General features: G+C 64.9%; 20 protein-coding genes and 1 tRNA gene. 10 read left to right on the forward strand and 11 right to left on the reverse strand.

Translation table 11 applies throughout. The annotated features are described in order from the left end of the window. Positions 1-2: 2 nt before the first annotated feature. Both ACIP90_RS15755 and ACIP90_RS15760 read right to left on the reverse strand, forming a co-directional pair. Positions 3-1388, reverse strand: a complete 1386-nt coding sequence (locus tag ACIP90_RS15755) for a cystathionine beta-synthase (RefSeq protein ID WP_400580422.1) — start codon at positions 1386-1388, stop codon at positions 3-5. Between the two features lie 82 nt (positions 1389-1470). Then, positions 1471-1878, reverse strand: a complete 408-nt coding sequence (locus ACIP90_RS15760; protein WP_400580424.1) for a VOC family protein — start codon at positions 1876-1878, stop codon at positions 1471-1473. 174 nt (positions 1879-2052) lie between these two features. On the opposite strand from ACIP90_RS15760, the gene ACIP90_RS15765 reads away from it, so the two are divergent. The 3 genes from ACIP90_RS15765 (at position 2053) to ACIP90_RS15775 (ending at position 4934) form a co-directional block, all read left to right on the forward strand. Continuing rightward, complete coding sequence (locus ACIP90_RS15765) at positions 2053-3033, forward strand: DNA-3-methyladenine glycosylase family protein (protein WP_400580425.1); 981 nt, start codon at positions 2053-2055, stop codon at positions 3031-3033. Positions 3034-3156: 123 nt separating this feature from the next. Continuing rightward, complete coding sequence (locus ACIP90_RS15770) at positions 3157-4125, forward strand: ATP-binding cassette domain-containing protein (RefSeq protein ID WP_400580427.1); 969 nt, start codon at positions 3157-3159, stop codon at positions 4123-4125. Then, complete coding sequence (locus ACIP90_RS15775) at positions 4125-4934, forward strand: ABC transporter permease (RefSeq protein ID WP_400580429.1); 810 nt, start codon at positions 4125-4127, stop codon at positions 4932-4934. Before ACIP90_RS15770 ends, ACIP90_RS15775 begins: the two co-directional genes overlap by 1 nt. Positions 4935-4948: 14 nt before the next feature. Here ACIP90_RS15775 and ACIP90_RS15780 read toward each other — a convergent pair whose 3' ends face one another. Further along, the gene (locus tag ACIP90_RS15780; RefSeq protein ID WP_400580430.1) at positions 4949-6625 is read right to left on the reverse strand and encodes an AMP-binding protein; all 1677 of its coding nucleotides are present in this window, start codon (positions 6623-6625) and stop codon (positions 4949-4951) included. A gap of 103 nt (positions 6626-6728) precedes the next feature. On the opposite strand from ACIP90_RS15780, the gene ACIP90_RS15785 reads away from it, so the two are divergent. Next, on the forward strand, positions 6729-7007 hold the full coding sequence (locus ACIP90_RS15785; protein ID WP_400580432.1) for a putative quinol monooxygenase: 279 nt from the start codon (positions 6729-6731) through the stop codon (positions 7005-7007). Positions 7008-7115: 108 nt separating this feature from the next. Here the strand turns inward: ACIP90_RS15785 and trxA are convergent, their stop codons facing one another. Both trxA and ACIP90_RS15795 read right to left on the reverse strand, forming a co-directional pair. Beyond that, positions 7116-7583, reverse strand: coding sequence for a thioredoxin (gene trxA, locus ACIP90_RS15790; protein WP_400580434.1), 468 nt, complete (start codon positions 7581-7583; stop codon positions 7116-7118). Positions 7584-7661: 78 nt separating this feature from the next. Then, positions 7662-8207 carry an acyl-CoA thioesterase gene (locus ACIP90_RS15795; protein ID WP_400580436.1) on the reverse strand — a complete coding sequence of 182 codons (546 nt, stop codon included), beginning with the start codon at positions 8205-8207 and terminating at the stop codon, positions 7662-7664. Positions 8208-8517: 310 nt separating this feature from the next. Here ACIP90_RS15795 and ACIP90_RS15800 point away from each other — a divergent pair, with 310 nt between their 5' ends. Beyond that, on the forward strand, positions 8518-9399 hold the full coding sequence (locus tag ACIP90_RS15800) for a peptidoglycan-binding protein (protein WP_400580438.1): 882 nt from the start codon (positions 8518-8520) through the stop codon (positions 9397-9399). Between the two features lie 40 nt (positions 9400-9439). Then, positions 9440-10174, forward strand: a complete 735-nt coding sequence (locus ACIP90_RS15805; protein ID WP_400580440.1) for a potassium channel family protein — start codon at positions 9440-9442, stop codon at positions 10172-10174. A gap of 69 nt (positions 10175-10243) precedes the next feature. Here the strand turns inward: ACIP90_RS15805 and ACIP90_RS15810 are convergent, their stop codons facing one another. After that, complete coding sequence (locus ACIP90_RS15810) at positions 10244-11200, reverse strand: hypothetical protein (RefSeq protein WP_400580442.1); 957 nt, start codon at positions 11198-11200, stop codon at positions 10244-10246. A 323-nt stretch (positions 11201-11523) separates the two neighbouring features. Here ACIP90_RS15810 and ACIP90_RS15815 point away from each other — a divergent pair, with 323 nt between their 5' ends. Then, positions 11524-11697 carry a hypothetical protein gene (locus ACIP90_RS15815; protein ID WP_400580444.1) on the forward strand — a complete coding sequence of 58 codons (174 nt, stop codon included), beginning with the start codon at positions 11524-11526 and terminating at the stop codon, positions 11695-11697. A 60-nt stretch (positions 11698-11757) separates the two neighbouring features. On the opposite strand, the gene ACIP90_RS15820 is transcribed toward ACIP90_RS15815, so the two are convergent. The 3 genes from ACIP90_RS15820 to ACIP90_RS15830 form a co-directional block, all read right to left on the reverse strand. Then, entirely contained in the window at positions 11758-13170 is a 1413-nt protein-coding gene (locus tag ACIP90_RS15820) for an ABC transporter substrate-binding protein (protein WP_400580445.1), read from the reverse strand. 205 nt (positions 13171-13375) lie between these two features. Next, positions 13376-13457, reverse strand: a tRNA-Tyr gene (locus ACIP90_RS15825). 116 nt (positions 13458-13573) lie between these two features. Beyond that, complete coding sequence (locus ACIP90_RS15830; protein WP_400580446.1) at positions 13574-13828, reverse strand: hypothetical protein; 255 nt, start codon at positions 13826-13828, stop codon at positions 13574-13576. A 185-nt stretch (positions 13829-14013) separates the two neighbouring features. Between ACIP90_RS15830 and ACIP90_RS15835 the strand changes: the two genes are divergently transcribed. Next, entirely contained in the window at positions 14014-14505 is a 492-nt protein-coding gene (locus ACIP90_RS15835; RefSeq protein ID WP_400580448.1) for a YajQ family cyclic di-GMP-binding protein, read from the forward strand. A gap of 99 nt (positions 14506-14604) precedes the next feature. Continuing rightward, the gene (locus ACIP90_RS15840; RefSeq protein ID WP_400580449.1) at positions 14605-15060 is read left to right on the forward strand and encodes a GNAT family N-acetyltransferase; all 456 of its coding nucleotides are present in this window, start codon (positions 14605-14607) and stop codon (positions 15058-15060) included. Positions 15061-15126: 66 nt separating this feature from the next. On the opposite strand, the gene htpX is transcribed toward ACIP90_RS15840, so the two are convergent. Together htpX and ACIP90_RS15850 are read right to left on the reverse strand one after the other, a co-directional pair. Then, a complete protein-coding gene (htpX, locus tag ACIP90_RS15845) occupies positions 15127-15996 on the reverse strand; it encodes a zinc metalloprotease HtpX (RefSeq protein WP_400580451.1) in 870 nt (289 codons plus the stop codon). Positions 15997-16044: 48 nt separating this feature from the next. Next, the gene (locus tag ACIP90_RS15850) at positions 16045-17316 is read right to left on the reverse strand and encodes an MFS transporter (protein WP_400580453.1); all 1272 of its coding nucleotides are present in this window, start codon (positions 17314-17316) and stop codon (positions 16045-16047) included. 76 nt (positions 17317-17392) lie between these two features. Between ACIP90_RS15850 and ACIP90_RS15855 the strand changes: the two genes are divergently transcribed. Further along, positions 17393-17851, forward strand: coding sequence for a Fur family transcriptional regulator (locus ACIP90_RS15855; RefSeq protein WP_400580454.1), 459 nt, complete (start codon positions 17393-17395; stop codon positions 17849-17851). Positions 17852-17931 lie beyond the last annotated feature (80 nt).

Genomic DNA, 17931 nt, shown 5'->3' on the forward strand with positions numbered 1-17931 from the left:
GGCTAGTGGCTGAGGTACGCGAGGAGGTCGTGGCGGGTGAGGATGCCCACAGGGGCGCCGACGAACGTCACCATCACGGTGTCGACGTCGGAAAGCAGTTCACGGGCCGCGGAGATGGTCTCCAGCGAGCCTATGACCGGTAGCGGCTTTCCCATGTGCTCGGAGATCTTGTCCGTCAGATTGGCTTCGCCGCGGAACAGCTTGGCGGTCAGGGAGCGTTCGTCCACAGCGCCGAGAACCTCGCCCATCACCACCGGCGGCTCCTGGGACAGCACCGGGATGTGGCTGACGCCGAACTCGTTCATGATGTTGATGACGTCGCGGACGGTCTCGTTGGGGTGGATGTGGACCAGGTCCGGCAGTTCACCGGTCTTGGACTTGATGACCTCGCCCACGGAGGCTTCCTCGCCCCCGGAGAGGAAGCCGTAGGAGCGCATCCACTGGTCGTTGAAGATCTTCGCGAGGTAGCCGCGGCCGGAGTCCGGCAGGATCACCACCACCACGGCGTCCTCGGGCAGGTCCTTGGCAGTCTGGAGCCCGGCGACGACGGCCATGCCGGAGGAGCCACCCACCAGGAGGCCCTCCTCGCGCGCCAGCCGCCGGGTCATGGCGAACGAGTCGGCGTCGCTGACCGCGATGACCTGGTCAGGAACGGCTTTGTCGTAGTTGGCGGGCCACATGTCCTCGCCCACGCCTTCGACGAAGTACGGCCGGCCGGTGCCGCCCGAGTACACAGAGCCGGCGGGATCCGCCCCGATGATCCTGACCCGGCCGCCGTCGGACTCCGGCCGGTCCGCCGAGACCTCCTTGAGGAACCGGCCGGTGCCGGTGATGGTGCCGCCGGTGCCAGCACCGATGACGCAGTGCGTGACCTTGCCGTCGGTGTCACGCCAGATCTCCGGTCCGGTGGTTTCATAGTGGCTGCGGGGCGCGGCGGGGTTGGAGAACTGGTCCGGTTTATAGGCACCGGGAATCTCGGTGACGAGGCGGTCCGAGACGCTGTAATAGCTTTGCGGGCTGTCCGGGGCGACGGCGGAGGGAGTCACCACTACTTCCGCGCCGTAGGCCTGAAGCACGGCGCGTTTGTCCTCCCCCACCTTGTCCGGGACCACGAAAATGCACTTGTAGCCCTTTTGCTGGGCCACAAGTGCCAGGCCGACGCCGGTGTTGCCGGAGGTCGGCTCGATGATGGTGCCGCCGGGTTTGAGCTTGCCGTCCCGCTCCGCTTCCTCGATCATCCTGGCCGCGATGCGGTCCTTGATGGATCCGCCGGGGTTCACGTATTCCAGCTTCACGAGGACGGTGGCTTTGATGCCGTCGGTGACGTGGTTGAGCTTGATCAGCGGGGTATTGCCGATAAGGTCCAGAACGGACTGGGCGTACTTCATGGGTACCAACTTACCGTCTTGCCCGCAGACAGGCGTTCCGGGCGGCAGCGGCCGCCCGGAGGTTCAGGACGACGTTGGCTCCTTAGCCTCCCGCTCCCTCTGCGCCCCCGGCGGGGAGGTTCTCCCACAGGCCCAGAACGTTTCCCTCGGTGTCCTTGAAGTAGGCGTAGAAGCCCATCCCCGGGATGGCGTCCTTCGGCTTGACCACGGAGCCGCCAAGCTTCTCCACCTGCGCCAGCGTCTCGTCGATGCTCTCCACATCGACGGTGATGATTGGGGTCTTCAGCTCACCTTCGCGGGCGAACAGGCCGCCGTTAATGGCCCCGGGGCTTTTCGGCATCCCGGTTTGCTCGTCGCTGGGCGTGGTGATCACCACGTTGTAGTCCATCTCCGGCATGGCGTTGATGGTCCACTGGAATGCCTCCCGGTAGAAGTCCGTGGCCCTGCCCTGATCGTCGGCGGGGATTTCGAAATGCACAATGCCTGCCATGGTGCCCTCCTGGGGTTTGGCTGAGCGGCGCGGACGCCCCGCGCACACCTGGGATTGTAGTCCTCCCCGCTGCGGGCGATAAGGCCTGCTGCGCAATGCCGCCCGGCTGTCCCGGATGTCAGCGGTCCGACTGTCACCAGTCCGTATGTCAGCCGTCCGTGGGACGATGATTCCATGACCATCACGGACGTCCCCGCCAGCGTAGCCGCTGCCGCGGACGCCGCAGTGCGATGGCATGCCGGCGGCCCCTACAGCCTGCGCCAGACCCTGGGCACGCTCATGCGCGGCAACGGCGATCCCTCTTTTGCCGCCTGCCCGGACGGCCTGTGGATGGCGTTCACGACGCCGGACGGCCCTGTCACGCTCCGCCTCACCAGCGCCGAGCAGGGCCCGGACCCTTATGTCGATGCACAGGCTTGGGGTCCCGGCTCGGCGGCGGCAATAGCCACCTTGCCGCGCCTGCTGGGGGCCGGCGACGACTGGTCCGCTTTTGACGAGCCCGGCTTCCACGCGACGCTCCCGCGGCTGGTCCGGGAAGCACGACGCCGGAACCTCGCGATCCGTCTCCCGTCCACGGGGCGGATGGTGGACTCCCTCGTGCCCACCATTTTGGAGCAGAAGGTCACCGTGATCGAGGCCCGGCGGGGATTCCGCTACCTCATGTACCGCCACGGCACTCCCGCCCCCGGAGCCTTGACTGTGGCGCCGGCCGGGCTGCTGGTACGGCCCACCCCGGAACAGTGGCTCCGCATCCCGTCCTGGGAGTGGCACAAGGCCGGCGTGGGACCGCAGCGGTCGGCCACCGTCATGCGGGCGCTGCGTTCCGCCGTCGCGCTTGAACGGCTGGCGGCGCTGCCGGCGGCGGAGGCTGCCGCCAAGATGCAAACCATCCCGGGCATAGGGGTGTGGACCACCGCCGAGGTGGTGCAGCGGACGCACGGCTGCCCCGACTCGATTGCCGTCGGCGATTACCATCTTGCGGCCGACGTGGGCGCTGCGCTGACCGGCAGGAGGACCGACGACGCCGGAATGCTGGCCCTGCTGGAGCCATGGCGTGGCCACCGACAGCGGGTGGTCCGGATGATCGGACTCAGCGGCTTCCGGAAGCCCACGTTCGGGCCGCGGATGACCATCCAGGACCACCGGCGCCACTGAGCCCGTCCCTCACCCGGCCGCAACTGTCCGTTCGGGTCGGTCCCGCCCGGCGGACCGTGGACGCCGGAAACGTCACAGGTATACCGTGGGCGGAGGATGGAGCCCGGAACCTTGGAGCGTCCAGTGATTCACACCCGGAAACTCACCAAGAACTTCACGGTCAAGAAGGACACGGTGGAGGCGGTCAAGGGTGTCGACATTGACGTGGCCCCCGGCGAACTCGTGGCCTTCCTCGGCCCGAACGGAGCCGGCAAGTCCACCACCCTGCGCATGCTGACCACCCTGCTCAGGCCGACCTCCGGTTCAGCCACGGTGGCGGGGCTGGACGTCGCGGCGTACCCGGCAGGGGTGCGGGCCAGGATTGGCTACATCGGCCAGGGCAACGGCGGCGGACACAGCTACCGCGTGATCGACGAGATGATGATGCAGGGCCGTTTCTACGGGATGAACACCACAGACGCCAGGGCGCGCGCCGAGGAACTGCTGAAATCGCTGGACCTGGCGGACCTCGCCAAGCGCACGGTCATCAAGCTCTCCGGCGGCCAGCGGCGGCGGATGGACGTTGCGCTGGGGCTGATGCATTCGCCCCGGCTGCTGTTCCTTGACGAACCATCCACCGGCATGGATCCGCAGAACCGCGCGAACCTCTGGGAGCACATCATGCGCATGCGGGCCGAGCACGGGACCACGATCGTCCTGACGACCCACTACATGGACGAGGCGGATTCCATGTCGGAACGCGTCATCGTCATTGATCACGGACGCATCATCGCGGACAACACCGCCGCCCGGCTCAAGGCCGACCTCGCCGGGGACCTGCTGGCCGTTGAGGTGGCGGCGGGTGCTGCCGCTGAAGTGCGCGGGCTGCTGGGGCGGGCCGCCGCCCAAGGAGAGATGGACGAATACGCCCACGACGGCGTCGTCCGCTTCCGGCTGCGCCTCACCGACGGCGCCCGGCTGGCGCCGGAGCTGCTGAGGAAAATGCACGACGCCGGCGCTCCCGCGCAGTCCGTGGAGCTGAAACCGCCGACGCTCGATGACGTGTTTCTTGAACTGACCGGACGGAGCCTGCGGGAAGGGGCAGAGGTGTGATGGCTGGACCTGCCACACGCGTGGAGCCGTCCGAGAAACCGGGACTGGACCGCGTCCTGCGGGACACCTGGTACGTGTTCTGGCGGGAAATGCTGCTGCCGCTGCGGGATCCGTTCTCGCTCGTGTTCTCGCTGCTCCAGCCCCTGGTGTTCCTGGGTCTTTTCGGGCCCCTGCTCGGTTCGGCCGTGGGAGCACCGGTATTCGGCGGCCAGTCCACGCTGCAGTGGTTCCTTCCCGGCGTCGTCGTCATGGTCGCCCTGTTCGGCACGTCCATGACCGGGTCCAACCTGCAGTACGAGCTGATGACGGGTTCCTACGAGCGGATCCTGGCCACTCCCCTCTCCCGCTCGTCGCTGATGATCGGGCGGGCCCTGAAGGAGTGGGCACCGCTCGTGGTGCAGGGGCTGCTGATTTCAGTGGTGTGCATTCCGTTCGGCTTCGTCCTCCATCCTCTGCACGTCCTTCTCGGGCTCATCATCCTGGGGATCTTCGGCATCGGGCTCGGCGCACTGTCGTACTCGCTCGCGCTGGTCTCGCAGAACAAGGAGTGGATTTTCTGGGGTGTGCAGCAGACCCTGCTGTTCCCGCTGATGATCCTGTCCGGCATCATGCTGCCCATCGAAGCGGGACCGGAGTGGATGAAGGCAGCCAGCCTCTTCAACCCGCTCACCTACCTGGTCAACGCCGAGCGCGAACTCTTCGCCGGCGCCGTCGGCGTTGACACGCTGTACGGCCTGCTCGCCGCCGTGGCAACAGCCGCCGTCGGACTCTTGGTGGGCATCCGGGCGATCAGCCGGAACACGAGGTAGCCCAGCAGGGCCCATCAGAGACCCAGCCGGGCCACCGCTTCCTCACGCATCTCAACCTTGCGGACCTTGCCCGAAACCGTCATCGGGAAGCTCTCACGGACCTCGACGTACCTCGGGATCTTGTAGTGCGCCAGCTTGCCACGGCAGAACTCGGCCACGGCGGTCGCGTCCAGCGGCTCCGCCCCTGGTTTGAGGATGATGCAGGCCATCAGCTCCTCGCCGTACTTGGTGTCAGGCACGCCGATCACCTGAACATCCTGGATGGCAGGATGCGTGTAAAGGTACTCTTCGATTTCGCGCGGATAGATGTTCTCGCCGCCGCGGATCACCATGTCCTTCATCCGGCCCTCGATCACCACGTACCCGTCTTCGTCCATCCGGGCCAGGTCCCCGGTGTGCATCCAGCCTTCGGCGTCGATGGCCTCGGCCGTCTTGTCCGGCTGGTTCCAGTAACCCTGCATGACGGCGTAGCCGCGCGTGCACAGTTCACCGATCTCCCCGCGCTCCAGGACGTCCCCGGTGGCCGGGTCCACGATCTTGCTCTCCAGCCGCGGCATGGTGCGCCCCACGGTCCGCGTGCGGTGCTCCAGGGTGTCGCCGCTGCGCGTCATGGTGGATACCGGAGAGGTCTCGGTCATGCCATAGCAGATGGCCACATCCCGCATGTTCATCTCCGAGATAACCCGCTTCATCACCTTGATGGGGCACAGTGAACCGGCCATGACACCCGTGCGCAAGGTTGACAGGTCGTAGGAGGCGAAGTCCGGCAGCGCCAGTTCGGCGATGAACATGGTGGGTACGCCGTAAAGCGACGTCCCGCCGAAATCCTGCACCGCCTCCAGGGCCGCCGCCGGCGTGAAGCTGCGTCCGGGAATGATGGTGGCGGCCCCGTGGCTGAGTGCATTGATATTCCCGATCACCATGCCGAAGCAGTGGTAGAACGGCACGGGAATGACCACCCGGTCGTGTTCGGTGTAACGCAGCAGCTCCCCGATCGAGTAGCCGTTGTTGAGGATGTTGTGGTGCGTCAGAGTGGCACCCTTCGGGAAACCGGTGGTCCCCGACGTGTACTGCAGGTTGACGGCGTCGTGCGGGTCCAGTTCGGACATGCGCGCCTTCAGGCTGGAATGCCCGACGTCGTCCGCCCGCTTGAGCAACTCCGCGTACGTCAGCTCCTGCTCATTTTGGGGGACGCCGGCGTCGAGCCCCTCCGATTCGAAGTCCGGCAGGAACACCAGCTCGCGCAGCTCCGGACATTCGCCAAGCGCCTGCCGTGCCATGCCCACGTAGTCGCTGTTCCGGTCCGTCGGCGCTGTGACCAGCATGCGCATGCCGCCCTGTTTGACCACGAATGCCAGCTCATGGCTGCGGTAGGCGGGGTTCACATTGACGAGGATCGCGCCGATTTTGGCGGTCGCGTACTGCAGGATGGTCCACTCAGCACAGTTGGGGCTCCAGATTCCGATCCGCTCCCCCTTCGCGACGCCCAGGGCGAGGAGCCCCCGGGCGAGGCGGTCGACGTCGTCGTTCAGTTTGGTGTAGCTCCAGCGCCGGGCGTCCGCGCCGGGCACTGCGGCCGCCTCGATCAGAGCGTCGTGGAAAGGAAACCGGGCCGCGGTCCGCTCGAAATTCTCGCCGATGGTTTCATCAAGCAGCGGAACGTCAGTGTCCCCGGCTGTGTAAGCGCGCATGGTGGCACGCTACCAACTGCTCCCGGGCAAAAGAAGCGCAACAGTCCGGTGTCCGGCGTAAACAGGTCCGGGAGCGCCGGCGGTGACCGGTATTGTGAAAGCCATGAGTGCACCCATCGACCTGCAGGCAACGTTCATCCCCAACGACGGCGAATTCTTCCGCGTGAAGCTCGCCCTCGAAATCGCGATCGACGAAGTGGTCAACGAGCCCGGCTGCATCCGTTACGAGCTCACCGAAGCCACGGAAGAGAAGCTGGTCCTGACCGAACGGTGGGCTTCCGAGGAGGATCTGGAAAAGCACTCCAAGGGCACCGCCGTGCAGGACATGAATGAATCCCTCAGCGCGCTGCTCGCCGAGCCGGTCAGAATCGAACGCCTGTAGTCAGAGGAAGCACAAAAGGCGGGGTCACTCCGCGTCCGGAACCGAAATTCCGGGCGCGGAGTGACCCCGCCTTTGCGCTCGATGGAGCTTAGAGGGCTTCAGTGGACCTTAGAAGTCCGGGATCTGCGATCCGTCCTGAGTGCCCGTGTTCTTGCCCGTGCCGTTACCGGTGCTGGTGCCTGTGCTGGTGCCTGCGGCCGCGGCGGCCTCGGCCTCGGCCTGCGAGCGCGCCACGTGGGCGTGGACTTCGGCCATGTCGAGCGCCTTGACGGCGTCGATGACCTGTTCGAGCTGGGGGGCATTCAGCGCACCGGGCTGGGAGAAGACCAGCACTTTTTCGCGGAAGGCCATCAGGGTGGGGATCGATGTAATGCCGGCTTCCGCGGCCAACTGCTGCTCAGCCTCAGTATCCACCTTGGCGAAGACGACGTCGCTGTGCTTTTCGGAGACTGCGGAATATGTGGGCCCAAACTGCTTGCAGGGACCACACCATTCGGCCCAGAAGTCAACGAGGACAATATCGTTGTTCTCAACGGTTGATGCGAACTGTTCACCTGTAATGTCTACGGTTGCCATGTGTCCACGGTACGCGAGCCAGCTCCGGATGTCCCTTCGAGGCGGACCTTGTTCGCTACACGCGTCACCGGGAATACATCAGGCCCAGGCGTGCGGCGCCGGCCTGCGTGAGCCGGGCAGCGCGTTGTTTTCCCGCCAGTCGTGGATCCAGTCCGGAAGCTCCAGTTCTTCTGGGGGCGCACCAAACTCTGCAATGATCTCCTCCTGGCTGACTGGCCTTCCCCTGCTCACCAGCCGGGTGGCGATGTAGGCCCGGGCATAGATTTCACCGTCCACCACCATCCGCTGCTCAAAGTAGATGGCCTTGGCATCCAGTCCGATGATCCTGGACTCGATCGTGTACCGCTGCCACAGCTGCAGCGAGCGGCGGAAGGTGATGGTCTCCCCCGCAGCCACCGGACTCCAGCCCCGCCGCCGCATCCTCGCCCAGGTGCCGCTGCGGACCATCAGATCGAAACGCCCGAGGTCCATCAGCGAGAAGTACATCCCGTTGTTCACATGCATGGCGATGTCTATATCAGTCGGAAGCACGCGGAGGGGGAGCGAGGACGCCTCCCATACGCTGAGCGGCGGGCGCCTCGAGGAAGTAACCAGCAGCAGGAGTGTGCGCAGAAGCAGGTGCATGATCTATATGTTACCCGCGGGTAACAAACATGCCACCCGTGACTTCTCTCGCCGGCGCAGCCTGCGGGATTCAAGTAGGGGCTGCGTGCAAAGACAGGTATTGCCTACCCGTGCGCCGGCGGAAACACCCCTCCTACACTCAACACTGCTGGGCAGACGCGTTAGTGAGCGCGTCCCTCTCTCAATTTAATGGTCAGGCGTAACGTCAAGCGGTCCCGCCATTTTCGCGCGGGCGCCGTACCTTGTCTGCGCTTGACCGCCCAGCTAGCGGCCGCAGATTCTGCAGCCGCACGACGGTTCAGGGTCAGCCATGGATCAGCAGGAAAAAACCAGCCGGCACCGCGGGGCGGTCTATCTTTTTGGGCCGCAGCCCGGAACGCTGACAACGGGATTCGACGTCAGGGCGCTCGTGCTCGCAGGAGTACTGCTGCTCAGTGCCGCGACCCCCATTTGGTCTGCGGCCCCGGCCCACGACTCCCCCGCGGCAGGCCAGGTGATATCGGCCCCGGCCAGGGACGATGCCATTCCGTGGGCCGGCCTGCCAGGCACCGTGACGGACATGGCCGCGTCAGCACCCGCTGCCAAGGCGCCTGCTACAGAAGCGCCAGCCGCCTCTGCTGCCCCGGCCGCGTCCGCTGCGGGTCCGGCAGTGGCTCCGGCGGCGAAGGCACCCGCCCCTGCAGTGAAGGCCGCGGCCCCGGCTCCGGCCGTGAAGCCTGCAGGGCCCGTCCCGGCAGTGAAGGCTGCGGCACCCGCCCCGGCACCCGCTCCAGCCAAGCCAGCGCCGGCCGCGCCCGCACCTGCTCCGGCACCCGCCCAGGCTCCCGCCCCTGCACCTGCTCCCGCCCCTGCTCCGGCACCGCTGGTCCGGACCATCTATGTGGCGGGTGCAGGAGGGCAGGACATGGTGGACCGGTGCATTGGGCCTATCCATTTCACACCGACCGACGGTTACTCGCTCTTCATCACGGAGCACGACTTCTGCGGCGGCTGGGCCCGCTTCTCCGGCATCCAGGTCGGCGAGCGCGTCGATCTCGCGGGATACGGATCCTATACCGTGGCGGCACGCAGCCAGGTACCCAACGGCGGCACAACGAACGATGTTGCGGCCGTGTTCGGCGGGTTCCCGCGGGCGGTCCTGCAGACCTGCATCCCCGGGACCACCCAAATGCTGGTCATAGCGCTGAACTGAGCAGGCAGCAGGGCCTGCCCGTGCCCGTATGATTTTGCGCATGACGCAGCAACGCTACCGGGACCTTGCCGAGTGGCCGCTGATGGGGACGGCTGTCGTCTTCCTGGCGGCCTACGCCTGGCAGGTCGTAGGCAAAGTTGAGGGCCGGGGCAACGAGTGGCTCGAGGCTACTCTGTGGATCACGTGGGGCATCTTCGCTCTGGATTATGCGGTGAACCTGTGGCTTGCGGACAACCGCCGCCGCTGGTTCCTCCTGAACCTTCATGAGTTGCTGATCGTTGCCCTGCCGGTATTCCGGCCGCTGCGGCTACTGCGGCTGGTGACCCTGCTGTCGGTGCTCCACCGGACAGTCGGCGATTCGTTGCGGGGACGGGTTGCGACCTATGTGGCAGGCTCCGCCGCCCTTCTGGTCTTCGTCGGCGCGTTGGCGGTGCTCGACGCCGAGCAGTCGGCTCCCGATGCGAAGATCCTGACCTTCGGCGACGCAGTGTGGTGGGCGGTCACCACTATCACCACGGTTGGCTATGGAGACCTGTATCCCGTCACCGGCCTGGGCCGGGCGGTAGCCGCAGCCCTTATGATGAGCGGAATTGCCGTGCTGGGCGTGGTGACGGCCTCCATAGCTTCCTGGCTGGTCCAGCGGGTCAGCGAAACCGCCGAGACCGCCGTCGAAACAGCAGAACAGCCTGTCCTTGCAGAAGTGAATGACCTTACTGCAGAGGTGGCCGCCCTCCGCCGTGAAATTGCGCAGCTCAGGAGCGAACGGGCGTCCTAACGCATACGCTGGCTCAGTCAGCGGAGGGGGCGCTTTTTCTGTGATGCACGGTCTTTGTGTGCGGTCGGCTCATTTACCGCCTGAGGTTTCCGTGGCTACCTCGGCACGGGCTGTCTTCGCATAGACCTCTTTGCTGACTTCATAGCCACGTTGGTCGAGCTTGAGCGCTTCCTTGTTGACCTCCACGAGTTTTGCGTCAGTGAGCTTTTCGACCTTGGACAGGTCCAGGGTTTCCTGGTCCGCACCGCCCACGGCAGTCACTTTCACAAGTCCGGTCCCTGCCGAATAGAACTTGCGCTGGTGGCCTACAGCGGGTTCCAGCGGATTGTGCTCGTCGATCACCAGCACGTCGTCGTAGCAACCCGTGGGCACGCAGACGCGCTCGTTCACCTGGAACACGTCGCCGCAGTCCAAAAAGTCCACGGAAGGCGCGTGCGCCTGGACATATTCAGGCGTACCAACCTTCGGGTCAGCCTGCATGGCTATGCCTGCCTGGCTCTCGTCGATCCCGTGGATGAAGGTATTGGGGGCGCCAATGAATTTGTCGTTTTCGAACTCTTCCGGATACTCCCCGAAGAGCCAGACCGTTCCTTCGTTGTCCTGGGCAAAGAAAGCCAGTTCGGATTCGACCAGCGAGCCGTCCGCGTAGTCGCGGTCCCACAGGACCTGTGTCTTCACCCCGTCTATGACCTTGGTCAGGCCCGTGACGGTGTGCGTCACCGTCCGCTCGGTGGTGCCCTCAGCACTGACCACCTTCCCGGTCGTCGTGTACTGCGTGCCCGGCGTCAGGGAGAACCACTTGTTGTCGATGACCGGAGCCTCCGGAAAAGCACCATTGTCGAAGTTGATGGCAGACCCGGGACCGCACAGCTCCGAGGGGTCAGCCGCCTCTGACGGGGACTCCGACGTCGTGCTGGTGCCGGTTGGCGTTGCCGTCGACGTTGACGGCGATGCCGCTACCGTAGTTGTAGCCGGAGTTTGGCCGGCATTTGGCGCCGCGCATGACGCCACGGTGGAGACCGCCACAAGTAGCGTAAAAACAGAGCCCAAAGCTGATAGTCGTCTATGTGACTGACACATCCTGTTGCCTTTCGCGGTTGGAATTAACTGCGTTCAGCGTCTGCCGCCGGTCCGCTGTCATTACAGCTCACCGGTATTGGCAGCGCTGCTGGAACCGCGCCTGGTGGACACTATGAAGATGCCCAATCAAGGCGCAAAGCAGAGTCTCTCGGAACACTCACCGAGGATACGACCAGAAGCGTGGGTGCAGCCTCCTCACCCTGAGACCTTGTTGTTCCGAACAGGCTTAGCAAAAATCATGACCCTATTTCGCCTGTTTGGAAAGAGCAATGAATGCAGCGTTTAATCGGGGCAAAGACGGGTTCACCGAACTCAACGGTTTCCGTCAATTTCCAGAAAGAATGCAGGCTCTAAAGCAGCGTGATGCAACGTTCAATCATGAAGAAAAACAGGATAAAACCGCATTTCCGCCGTTTAGCACGTTTCCTCAGACGTTTTTGTGAACAGGGGTCCGCATCTCACTTCGGTCCCATCCCGGCCGGCGTGAAGCGGGATTCCTCCGGTCACCCCAGCGTGCGCAGGATGGAACGGAGCGTGGCCGCTGCCTTGGCTGCCGCTGTCCGCGGATCCGCTGCTCCGGAAGTGACCTGACCGACGGCCTCGGCGATCGGCAGTTCAGCCATCGCAGCCCCGGCAAGGTCTCCACGGCCCTGGAGGATGCCCCAGTGATTGAGGTCCTGGACACCGTGCATCAGGACGGAGAGAACATCGCTCGAGTAGAACTTGCCCAGCGGTTCCTTCTCGCTCATGCCTACAGGCATGGCCCTCCAGCCATCCGCATACTCCGTGGGATTGCCCGTACTGCCGACACGCACCGGAATACGCTCATCGGGGGCTACTGACAGCCAGTCGGCGTAGCCGTCGCTCACTAGATACTCCACGAACTTCCGGGCATGCTCGGTGTCAGAGTCGTCCGTAACCGTCCACGAGGTGATCTCCCCAAAGTGCGCCGGCCGCGTTCCGCCGCTTCCCAGGATGCCCGCCACCACACCGGTGTTCCTGACCAGGAATCCAGGATCCAGCTTGCATTCGGGGCAGCCGGGCCTGGTGTCGTTGCGAAGTCCCGCCAATTCGTCCAGCATGAACGTTGGCCAGACAGCCATCGCGGCCTTGCCCGCGAAGTACGCGGCCCGGACAGTGCCGATGTCCTGGATCCCGGGGACAGAGTAGTTCTTCAGCATGTCCCTGTAGAAGCTGAGGGCGCCTACGCACTGCGGGCTGTCAAAGGTGATGGCACCCTGGGCGCTGACGAGTTCACAGCCGTTGCCCTGCGCGATGTGCTCGAAGGACTGCTGGGTGAAGGGCTCCCCTGCCTTGTTGGCCGCGACGAACCCCGCCACCTCCGGGGTGTGCAGCTTTTCGGCGGCCGCCTTGATGTCGGCATAGGTGTTGGGAGCCGCCAGGCCCGCCTTCGCGAAAAGGTCCTTGCGGTAATACAGGACCTGCTGCCAGGAGGCGACAGGCACGGCCAGCTGGCTGCCGCCGTCGCGGGTAAGCTCCAGCGCGCGCCGGGACCACGTCCCTTCCCCAAGGTTCCTGACAACCGCGGCGTTGGCTCCGGTGTGGACGTGCTTGCCGGCGGCAAGCGTACGCACGTTGCCCAGCGAAATCGCGCCAATGACGTCAGGCAGATTGCCGGCCGCCGCCGAAGACGTCAGCGTCTGATTGAACTCGTGCTCAGGCACGCTCACGAGATCCGCTTTCAGGCCAGTGGCGGCGGTGAAGCGGTCGGCGATTGCCTGCATTTTGGCGACGCGGTCCGGCAGGGTGTCCGTGATCCAGACAGTTATGTCATGACTGTCCGGCACGTTGGATGGGGAAACCGGTCCGGAGTTTGTGCAGCCTGCAAGAAGGGCTGCGACGAGCCCAGTTGCGGCAAGGACGCTGACCTTGGCGCTGCCTCTGGTTCTGTCCACCTCGGTAACCCTGCCTTGGATGTACCCGCTGGGGCTGCAACCACCGGCCATGGCCTAAATCACAGCCGGGATTTACCCTTACAGAGTATCGCCGTGCAATCCCGATGTCAGCAGCGATTGGTGTGCAATAGCCCAGGCGGATCGGCGAGCGAAAAGAAAACCCCGCCTGACCGGTTTGCACTGGTCAGACGGGGTTTCCCGCGGGTGGCAGATGAGGGATTCGAACCCCCGTAGGCGTTGCCAGCTGATTTACAGTCAGCCCCCTTTGGCCGCTCGGGTAATCTGCCGAACTTCAAAGAAGTTACCCGGGTTATTGCTTCCAGTAACCGCGGGCAAGACAACTTTACAGAACTTCTGCCGAAGAATCGAATCGAGCGAAACACCGCTCAGAATCCGCGGAAAATCAGGCTTCCCCGAGGATGCGGCCCGCGAGTTTTGCCTCGAAGCGGAGAGCCTGCTCCTCCGTGATCTGGTTCAGCTGCACGGCACGCTGGAGGTCGGCATGGACGCCGTCCAGCCTCGAGGACGCGTCGGGTGCCGGGCTCAGGATGATCGATGCGGCCACGGCCGCGGCTGTCACCGAGGTGGCGGCGGTGGCGATCGCTCCTGCGGCGGCTGCTGTGGATCGGCTGACATGACGGACTGCCTGGTGGGTCATTGCGTTCCTTCCGGGGTCTTCCAACTCCTACAACTGTCCACGGCCAGGCTCCGTTCCCGCCGTGCCTCAGCTATGAGAGAACTGTGAAAGCGGATTCACCGTCACGACGGGCCCATCCGTACTACGCTGGAATGCAGATATCCACGCCCCGTCCGGGCGAAGCAACCACGAGCAAAAGGAGAGTCATGGCCGGCGAGTCCACATTCGACGTCGTAAGCAAAGTAGACAAGCAGGAAGTGGCGAACGCGCTGCACCAGTCCCAAAAGGAAATCGGCCAGCGCTACGACTTCAAGGGCGTCGGCGCCGAGATCGACTTCAGCGGGGAGAAGATCCTCCTGAAGGCCAACTCCGAGGACCGGGTCCTGGCGGTGCTGGACGTCTTCCAGTCCAAGCTCATCAAGCGCGGGATCTCCCTTAAGTCCCTTGAGCAGGGCGAACCGTACCCGTCCGGCAAGGAATTCCGTCTGGAATGCTCCATCAAGGAAGGCATCGCGCAGGATCTCGCCAAGAAGATCAACAAGCTGATCCGGGACGAGGCCCCCAAGTCCGTCAAGTCCCAGATCCAGGGCGATGAACTCCGCGTGACCTCCAAGTCCCGCGACGACCTCCAGGCCACAATGGCCCTGCTGAAGGACTTCGACGAGGCCGACCTCCAGTTCGTCAACTTCCGCAGCTAGACCGGGAGTGGTTCCGCGACAGGCATATCGACTGGCGACACCCGTTATCGGGTATCGCCAGGTCTTTTGCGCGTCCTGACCTGAAAGACAGGAAGTCCCGTGAATTTCTCTGTGACGCCTGAGCCGTGGGATACCGAGGACGGCGCCCGGCTGCGGAGCATGCAGCGCGCCGAGCTGGACGCGAGGTACGGCTCCGACGACCACGAACCCGGCACAGCTCCCAGCGCCGAGGACATCACCTTCTTCGTCGTTGCCCGGGACTCCCAGGGCACGGCTGTGGCTTGTGGCGCGCTGCGGCAGCTGGACGTGGGCTCAGCGGAAATCAAACGGATGTTTGTGCTGCCCAGCCACCGGGGAACGGGAGTGGCCCCGGCCGTGCTTCGCAGCCTCGAGGCCGAGGCCGTCCGTCGTGGACTGAACGAACTCAAACTCGAGACAGGGACAGCCCAGCCGGACGCCATCCGGTTCTATGAGCGCGAGGGCTATATGCTCATCGACAATTTCGGGCCCTACGCCGGAGAGCCGCTGTCCGTCTGCTACGCCCGGACGCTCTGACGCTGCACAACTTTTCCGGCGTGGAGTGCGGTGCGCGGCGTGGATCGGGAGTACGACGGCGGGACGTCAGCCGAGCGGCCGGCGCGCCATCAGCTCCAGCCGGGCAATGCGGTCCTGCATGGGCGGGTGGGTAGCGAACAGCTTGGTCATGGCCCCACCCCGGAAGGGATTGGCGATCATCAGGTGCGAGGCGTTGACGAGCCGCTGGTCCTGCGGCAGCGGCGCAGCTTGCACTCCCTGATGGATCTTGCGCAGTGCCGAGGCGAGCGCCAGCGGGTCTCCCGTGAGCTGTGAACCGTCCTCATCGGCGTCGTACTCCCTGGTTCGGGAAATGGCCACCTGGATCAGGGTCGCCGCGAACGGTGCCAGAAGGGCCATCGCGATGAGGGCGAGCGGATTCGAGTTCCGCCGGTCCCCGCCGCCGAAGATCAGCAGCATCTGCCCCACCGAGGTGATGACGCCGGCCACGGCCGCGGCCACCGACGAGGTCAGGATGTCGCGGTTGTACACGTGCATGAGCTCATGGCCCAGGACTCCGCGGAGCTCGCGGGGGCTCAGCAGCTGCAGGATCCCCTCGGTGCAGCAGACCGCAGCGTTCTGCGGATTCCGGCCGGTCGCGAACGCGTTCGGGGCCATGGTGGGCGAGACGAAAATCCGCGGCATTGGCTGGTTGGCGCGCACTGACAGCTCCCTGACCATCTGATACAGCTGGGGAGCCTGCGCTTCGGACACCGGATACGCCTGCATGGAGCGCAGCGCGATCTTGTCGCTGTTCCAGTACCCGTAGGCGGTGGTGACCACCCCGATCAGCGCCATGATCACGATCGGGGCCGTACTGCGGGTGTTGCCTGCAATCAGTGCTCCCAGGCCCAGCAGCACCGCCCACAGCACGCCGAAAAGCGCCGCGGTCTTCAGGCCGTTGTAGTGTTTGTGCACTCTTCCCTCCACAGCTCTTAACTCCACGTCAGAACTCCAGCAGCACCGCTAAGGAACAGGATTCCGCGCGTCGTACTTCAGGAAGCCGGACTGCCACCTGGCGACTGTCCAGGCCACTCCAATGCACAGGACGCCGCCAAGCAGCAGGACCCAGCCTTCACTAAGAATTTTAGTGCCGGCACCGGCCAGCATGTCCCCGATCCTCGGCCCGCCCGCGACCACCACAATGAAGACCCCCTGCAGCCGGCCGCGCAGGTGGTCCGGCGTTGCCGCCTGAAGGATGGTGGTGCGGAAGACCGCACTGACAGAGTCGGAGATTCCGGCCAGGGCGCAGCACAGGGCGGCGGGCAGCAGCCACAGTGTCACTCCCCCGGAGCCGGCCCGGCCGGCCAGCACCACCACCAGACCGAATCCGGCAATCGACGCACCCCACCCCATGACAGACCAGACCACCGCTGTTCCCTGCATCCTCACAGAGCCCAGCGGCCCTGAAAAGAGACCGGCCAGGAATGCACCGACAGCAGTGGATGCCAGCAGGATGCCAACCGTGGTTTCGCCGCCGCCGATCATGAGGGCGCCGACGGCGGGCAGCAGCGCCCGTGGCTGCGCCAGGATCATGGCAACGAGGTCGATGATGAAGGTCATGCGCACGTTGGGCCGCGTGCCCAGGAACCGGAAGCCTTCCACCACCGAGCGCAGGCCTGCCCTACCCGCCTCTTTGCCAGGCGGCATTGACGGCAGCCGCAGCAGTGCCCAGAACACGAAGGCGAAGCTCACCAGGTCCAGCGTGTAGGTCCAGCCGAATCCCACCGTGGCCACGAGCACCCCGGCCAGCAGGGGTCCGGCCGTCATGGCCAGGCCGAAGGTGATCATGCTGAGTGCGTTGGCCGCCGGAAGAAGCTCCTTCCGCACCAGCACGGGAAGGATGGCGCTGCGGGCCGGCTGGTTGATCGCCTGCGCTCCGCTTTGCACGGCCACGAGTGCGTACAGGAGCCAGACATTCCCCGCCTGGAGCCACGCCTGGAGTGCCAGACCGGCCACGGCCGCCCACATCACCGAGGACGAGAGGAGTGCCACCGTGCGGCGGTCATGGGAATCGGCGATGGAACCGCCCAGCAGGCCGCCGAGCACCAGCGGCACCAGGGCAAAAATGCTGAGCAGCCCAACGTAGAGGCTGTCCTGGGTCAGCCGGTACACCTCCAGGCTGACGGCCACCAGGGTCAGCTGGGATCCCACGTTGGAGACGGCGCCGCCCAGCCAAAGCCGCCGAAAGTCCGGGCTCTCGCGCAGCGGAGTGATGTCGGCCAGTATTTTCCCCACCCGGCAACTCTAGCCGCGGACGGAAGTTAGCTTTGCCTTATTGTGATCTTGTCAAAATAAGTGTTTCAATGGAGTCATGACCGAGCACCCGGAAAGCCACGAAGCATGGGCCGCGGCCCTGCGTGCCCACGGCCGCCGGGTGACCAAACAGCGGCTGGCCGTGCTGTCCGCCGTCGAACACAACCCGCACTCCCCGGCTGAGAGCATCCTGGCGGCTGCCCGCGAGGAATTGCCGGAGCTGACGGCGCAGTCCGTCTACGTTGTGCTCGGTGACCTGACCGACCTGCATATGCTGCGCCGCTTTGAGCCTCCGCACTCGCCCGCACTGTACGAGACCCGCGTCGGCGACAACCACCACCACGCGGTCTGCGTCAGCTGCGGCAGGGTGGAGGACGTCGATTGCGCCGTCGGCCATGCGCCCTGCCTGACCCCGCACTGGAACGAGGACTCCCGTCCCATGACCATCCAGATCGCGGACGTCATGTACCAGGGGATCTGCAGCGATTGCCAGCGGGCCCAGAAACTTCCTTCGTAACTGTCAAGTAATCAATAAATTAGGAGAAAGATGACTTCGAACATCTCTGCGCCTGCCGTGTCCACGACACAGTCCGGTGC

Source organism: Arthrobacter sp. NPDC093139 (assembly GCF_044754165.1).
Classification (GTDB): Bacteria; Actinomycetota; Actinomycetes; order Actinomycetales; family Micrococcaceae; genus Arthrobacter.

Bases quoted from the DNA above. Each gene is read 5' to 3' on its own strand.
- ACIP90_RS15755 (WP_400580422.1), bottom strand. From the start codon at position 1,388: ATGAAGTACGCCCAGTCCGTTCTGGACCTTATCGGCAATACCCCGCTG.
- ACIP90_RS15760 (WP_400580424.1), bottom strand. From the start codon at position 1,878: ATGGCAGGCATTGTGCATTTCGAAATCCCCGCCGACGATCAGGGCAGG.
- ACIP90_RS15765 (WP_400580425.1), top strand. From the start codon at position 2,053: ATGACCATCACGGACGTCCCCGCCAGCGTAGCCGCTGCCGCGGACGCC.
- ACIP90_RS15775 (WP_400580429.1), top strand. From the start codon at position 4,125: ATGGCTGGACCTGCCACACGCGTGGAGCCGTCCGAGAAACCGGGACTG.
- ACIP90_RS15780 (WP_400580430.1), bottom strand. From the start codon at position 6,625: ATGCGCGCTTACACAGCCGGGGACACTGACGTTCCGCTGCTTGATGAA.
- ACIP90_RS15785 (WP_400580432.1), top strand. From the start codon at position 6,729: ATGAGTGCACCCATCGACCTGCAGGCAACGTTCATCCCCAACGACGGC.
- trxA (WP_400580434.1), bottom strand. From the start codon at position 7,583: ATGGCAACCGTAGACATTACAGGTGAACAGTTCGCATCAACCGTTGAG.
- ACIP90_RS15795 (WP_400580436.1), bottom strand. From the start codon at position 8,207: ATGCACCTGCTTCTGCGCACACTCCTGCTGCTGGTTACTTCCTCGAGG.
- ACIP90_RS15800 (WP_400580438.1), top strand. From the start codon at position 8,518: ATGGATCAGCAGGAAAAAACCAGCCGGCACCGCGGGGCGGTCTATCTT.
- ACIP90_RS15805 (WP_400580440.1), top strand. From the start codon at position 9,440: ATGACGCAGCAACGCTACCGGGACCTTGCCGAGTGGCCGCTGATGGGG.
- ACIP90_RS15815 (WP_400580444.1), top strand. From the start codon at position 11,524: ATGAATGCAGCGTTTAATCGGGGCAAAGACGGGTTCACCGAACTCAAC.
- ACIP90_RS15830 (WP_400580446.1), bottom strand. From the start codon at position 13,828: ATGACCCACCAGGCAGTCCGTCATGTCAGCCGATCCACAGCAGCCGCC.
- ACIP90_RS15835 (WP_400580448.1), top strand. From the start codon at position 14,014: ATGGCCGGCGAGTCCACATTCGACGTCGTAAGCAAAGTAGACAAGCAG.
- ACIP90_RS15855 (WP_400580454.1), top strand. From the start codon at position 17,393: ATGACCGAGCACCCGGAAAGCCACGAAGCATGGGCCGCGGCCCTGCGT.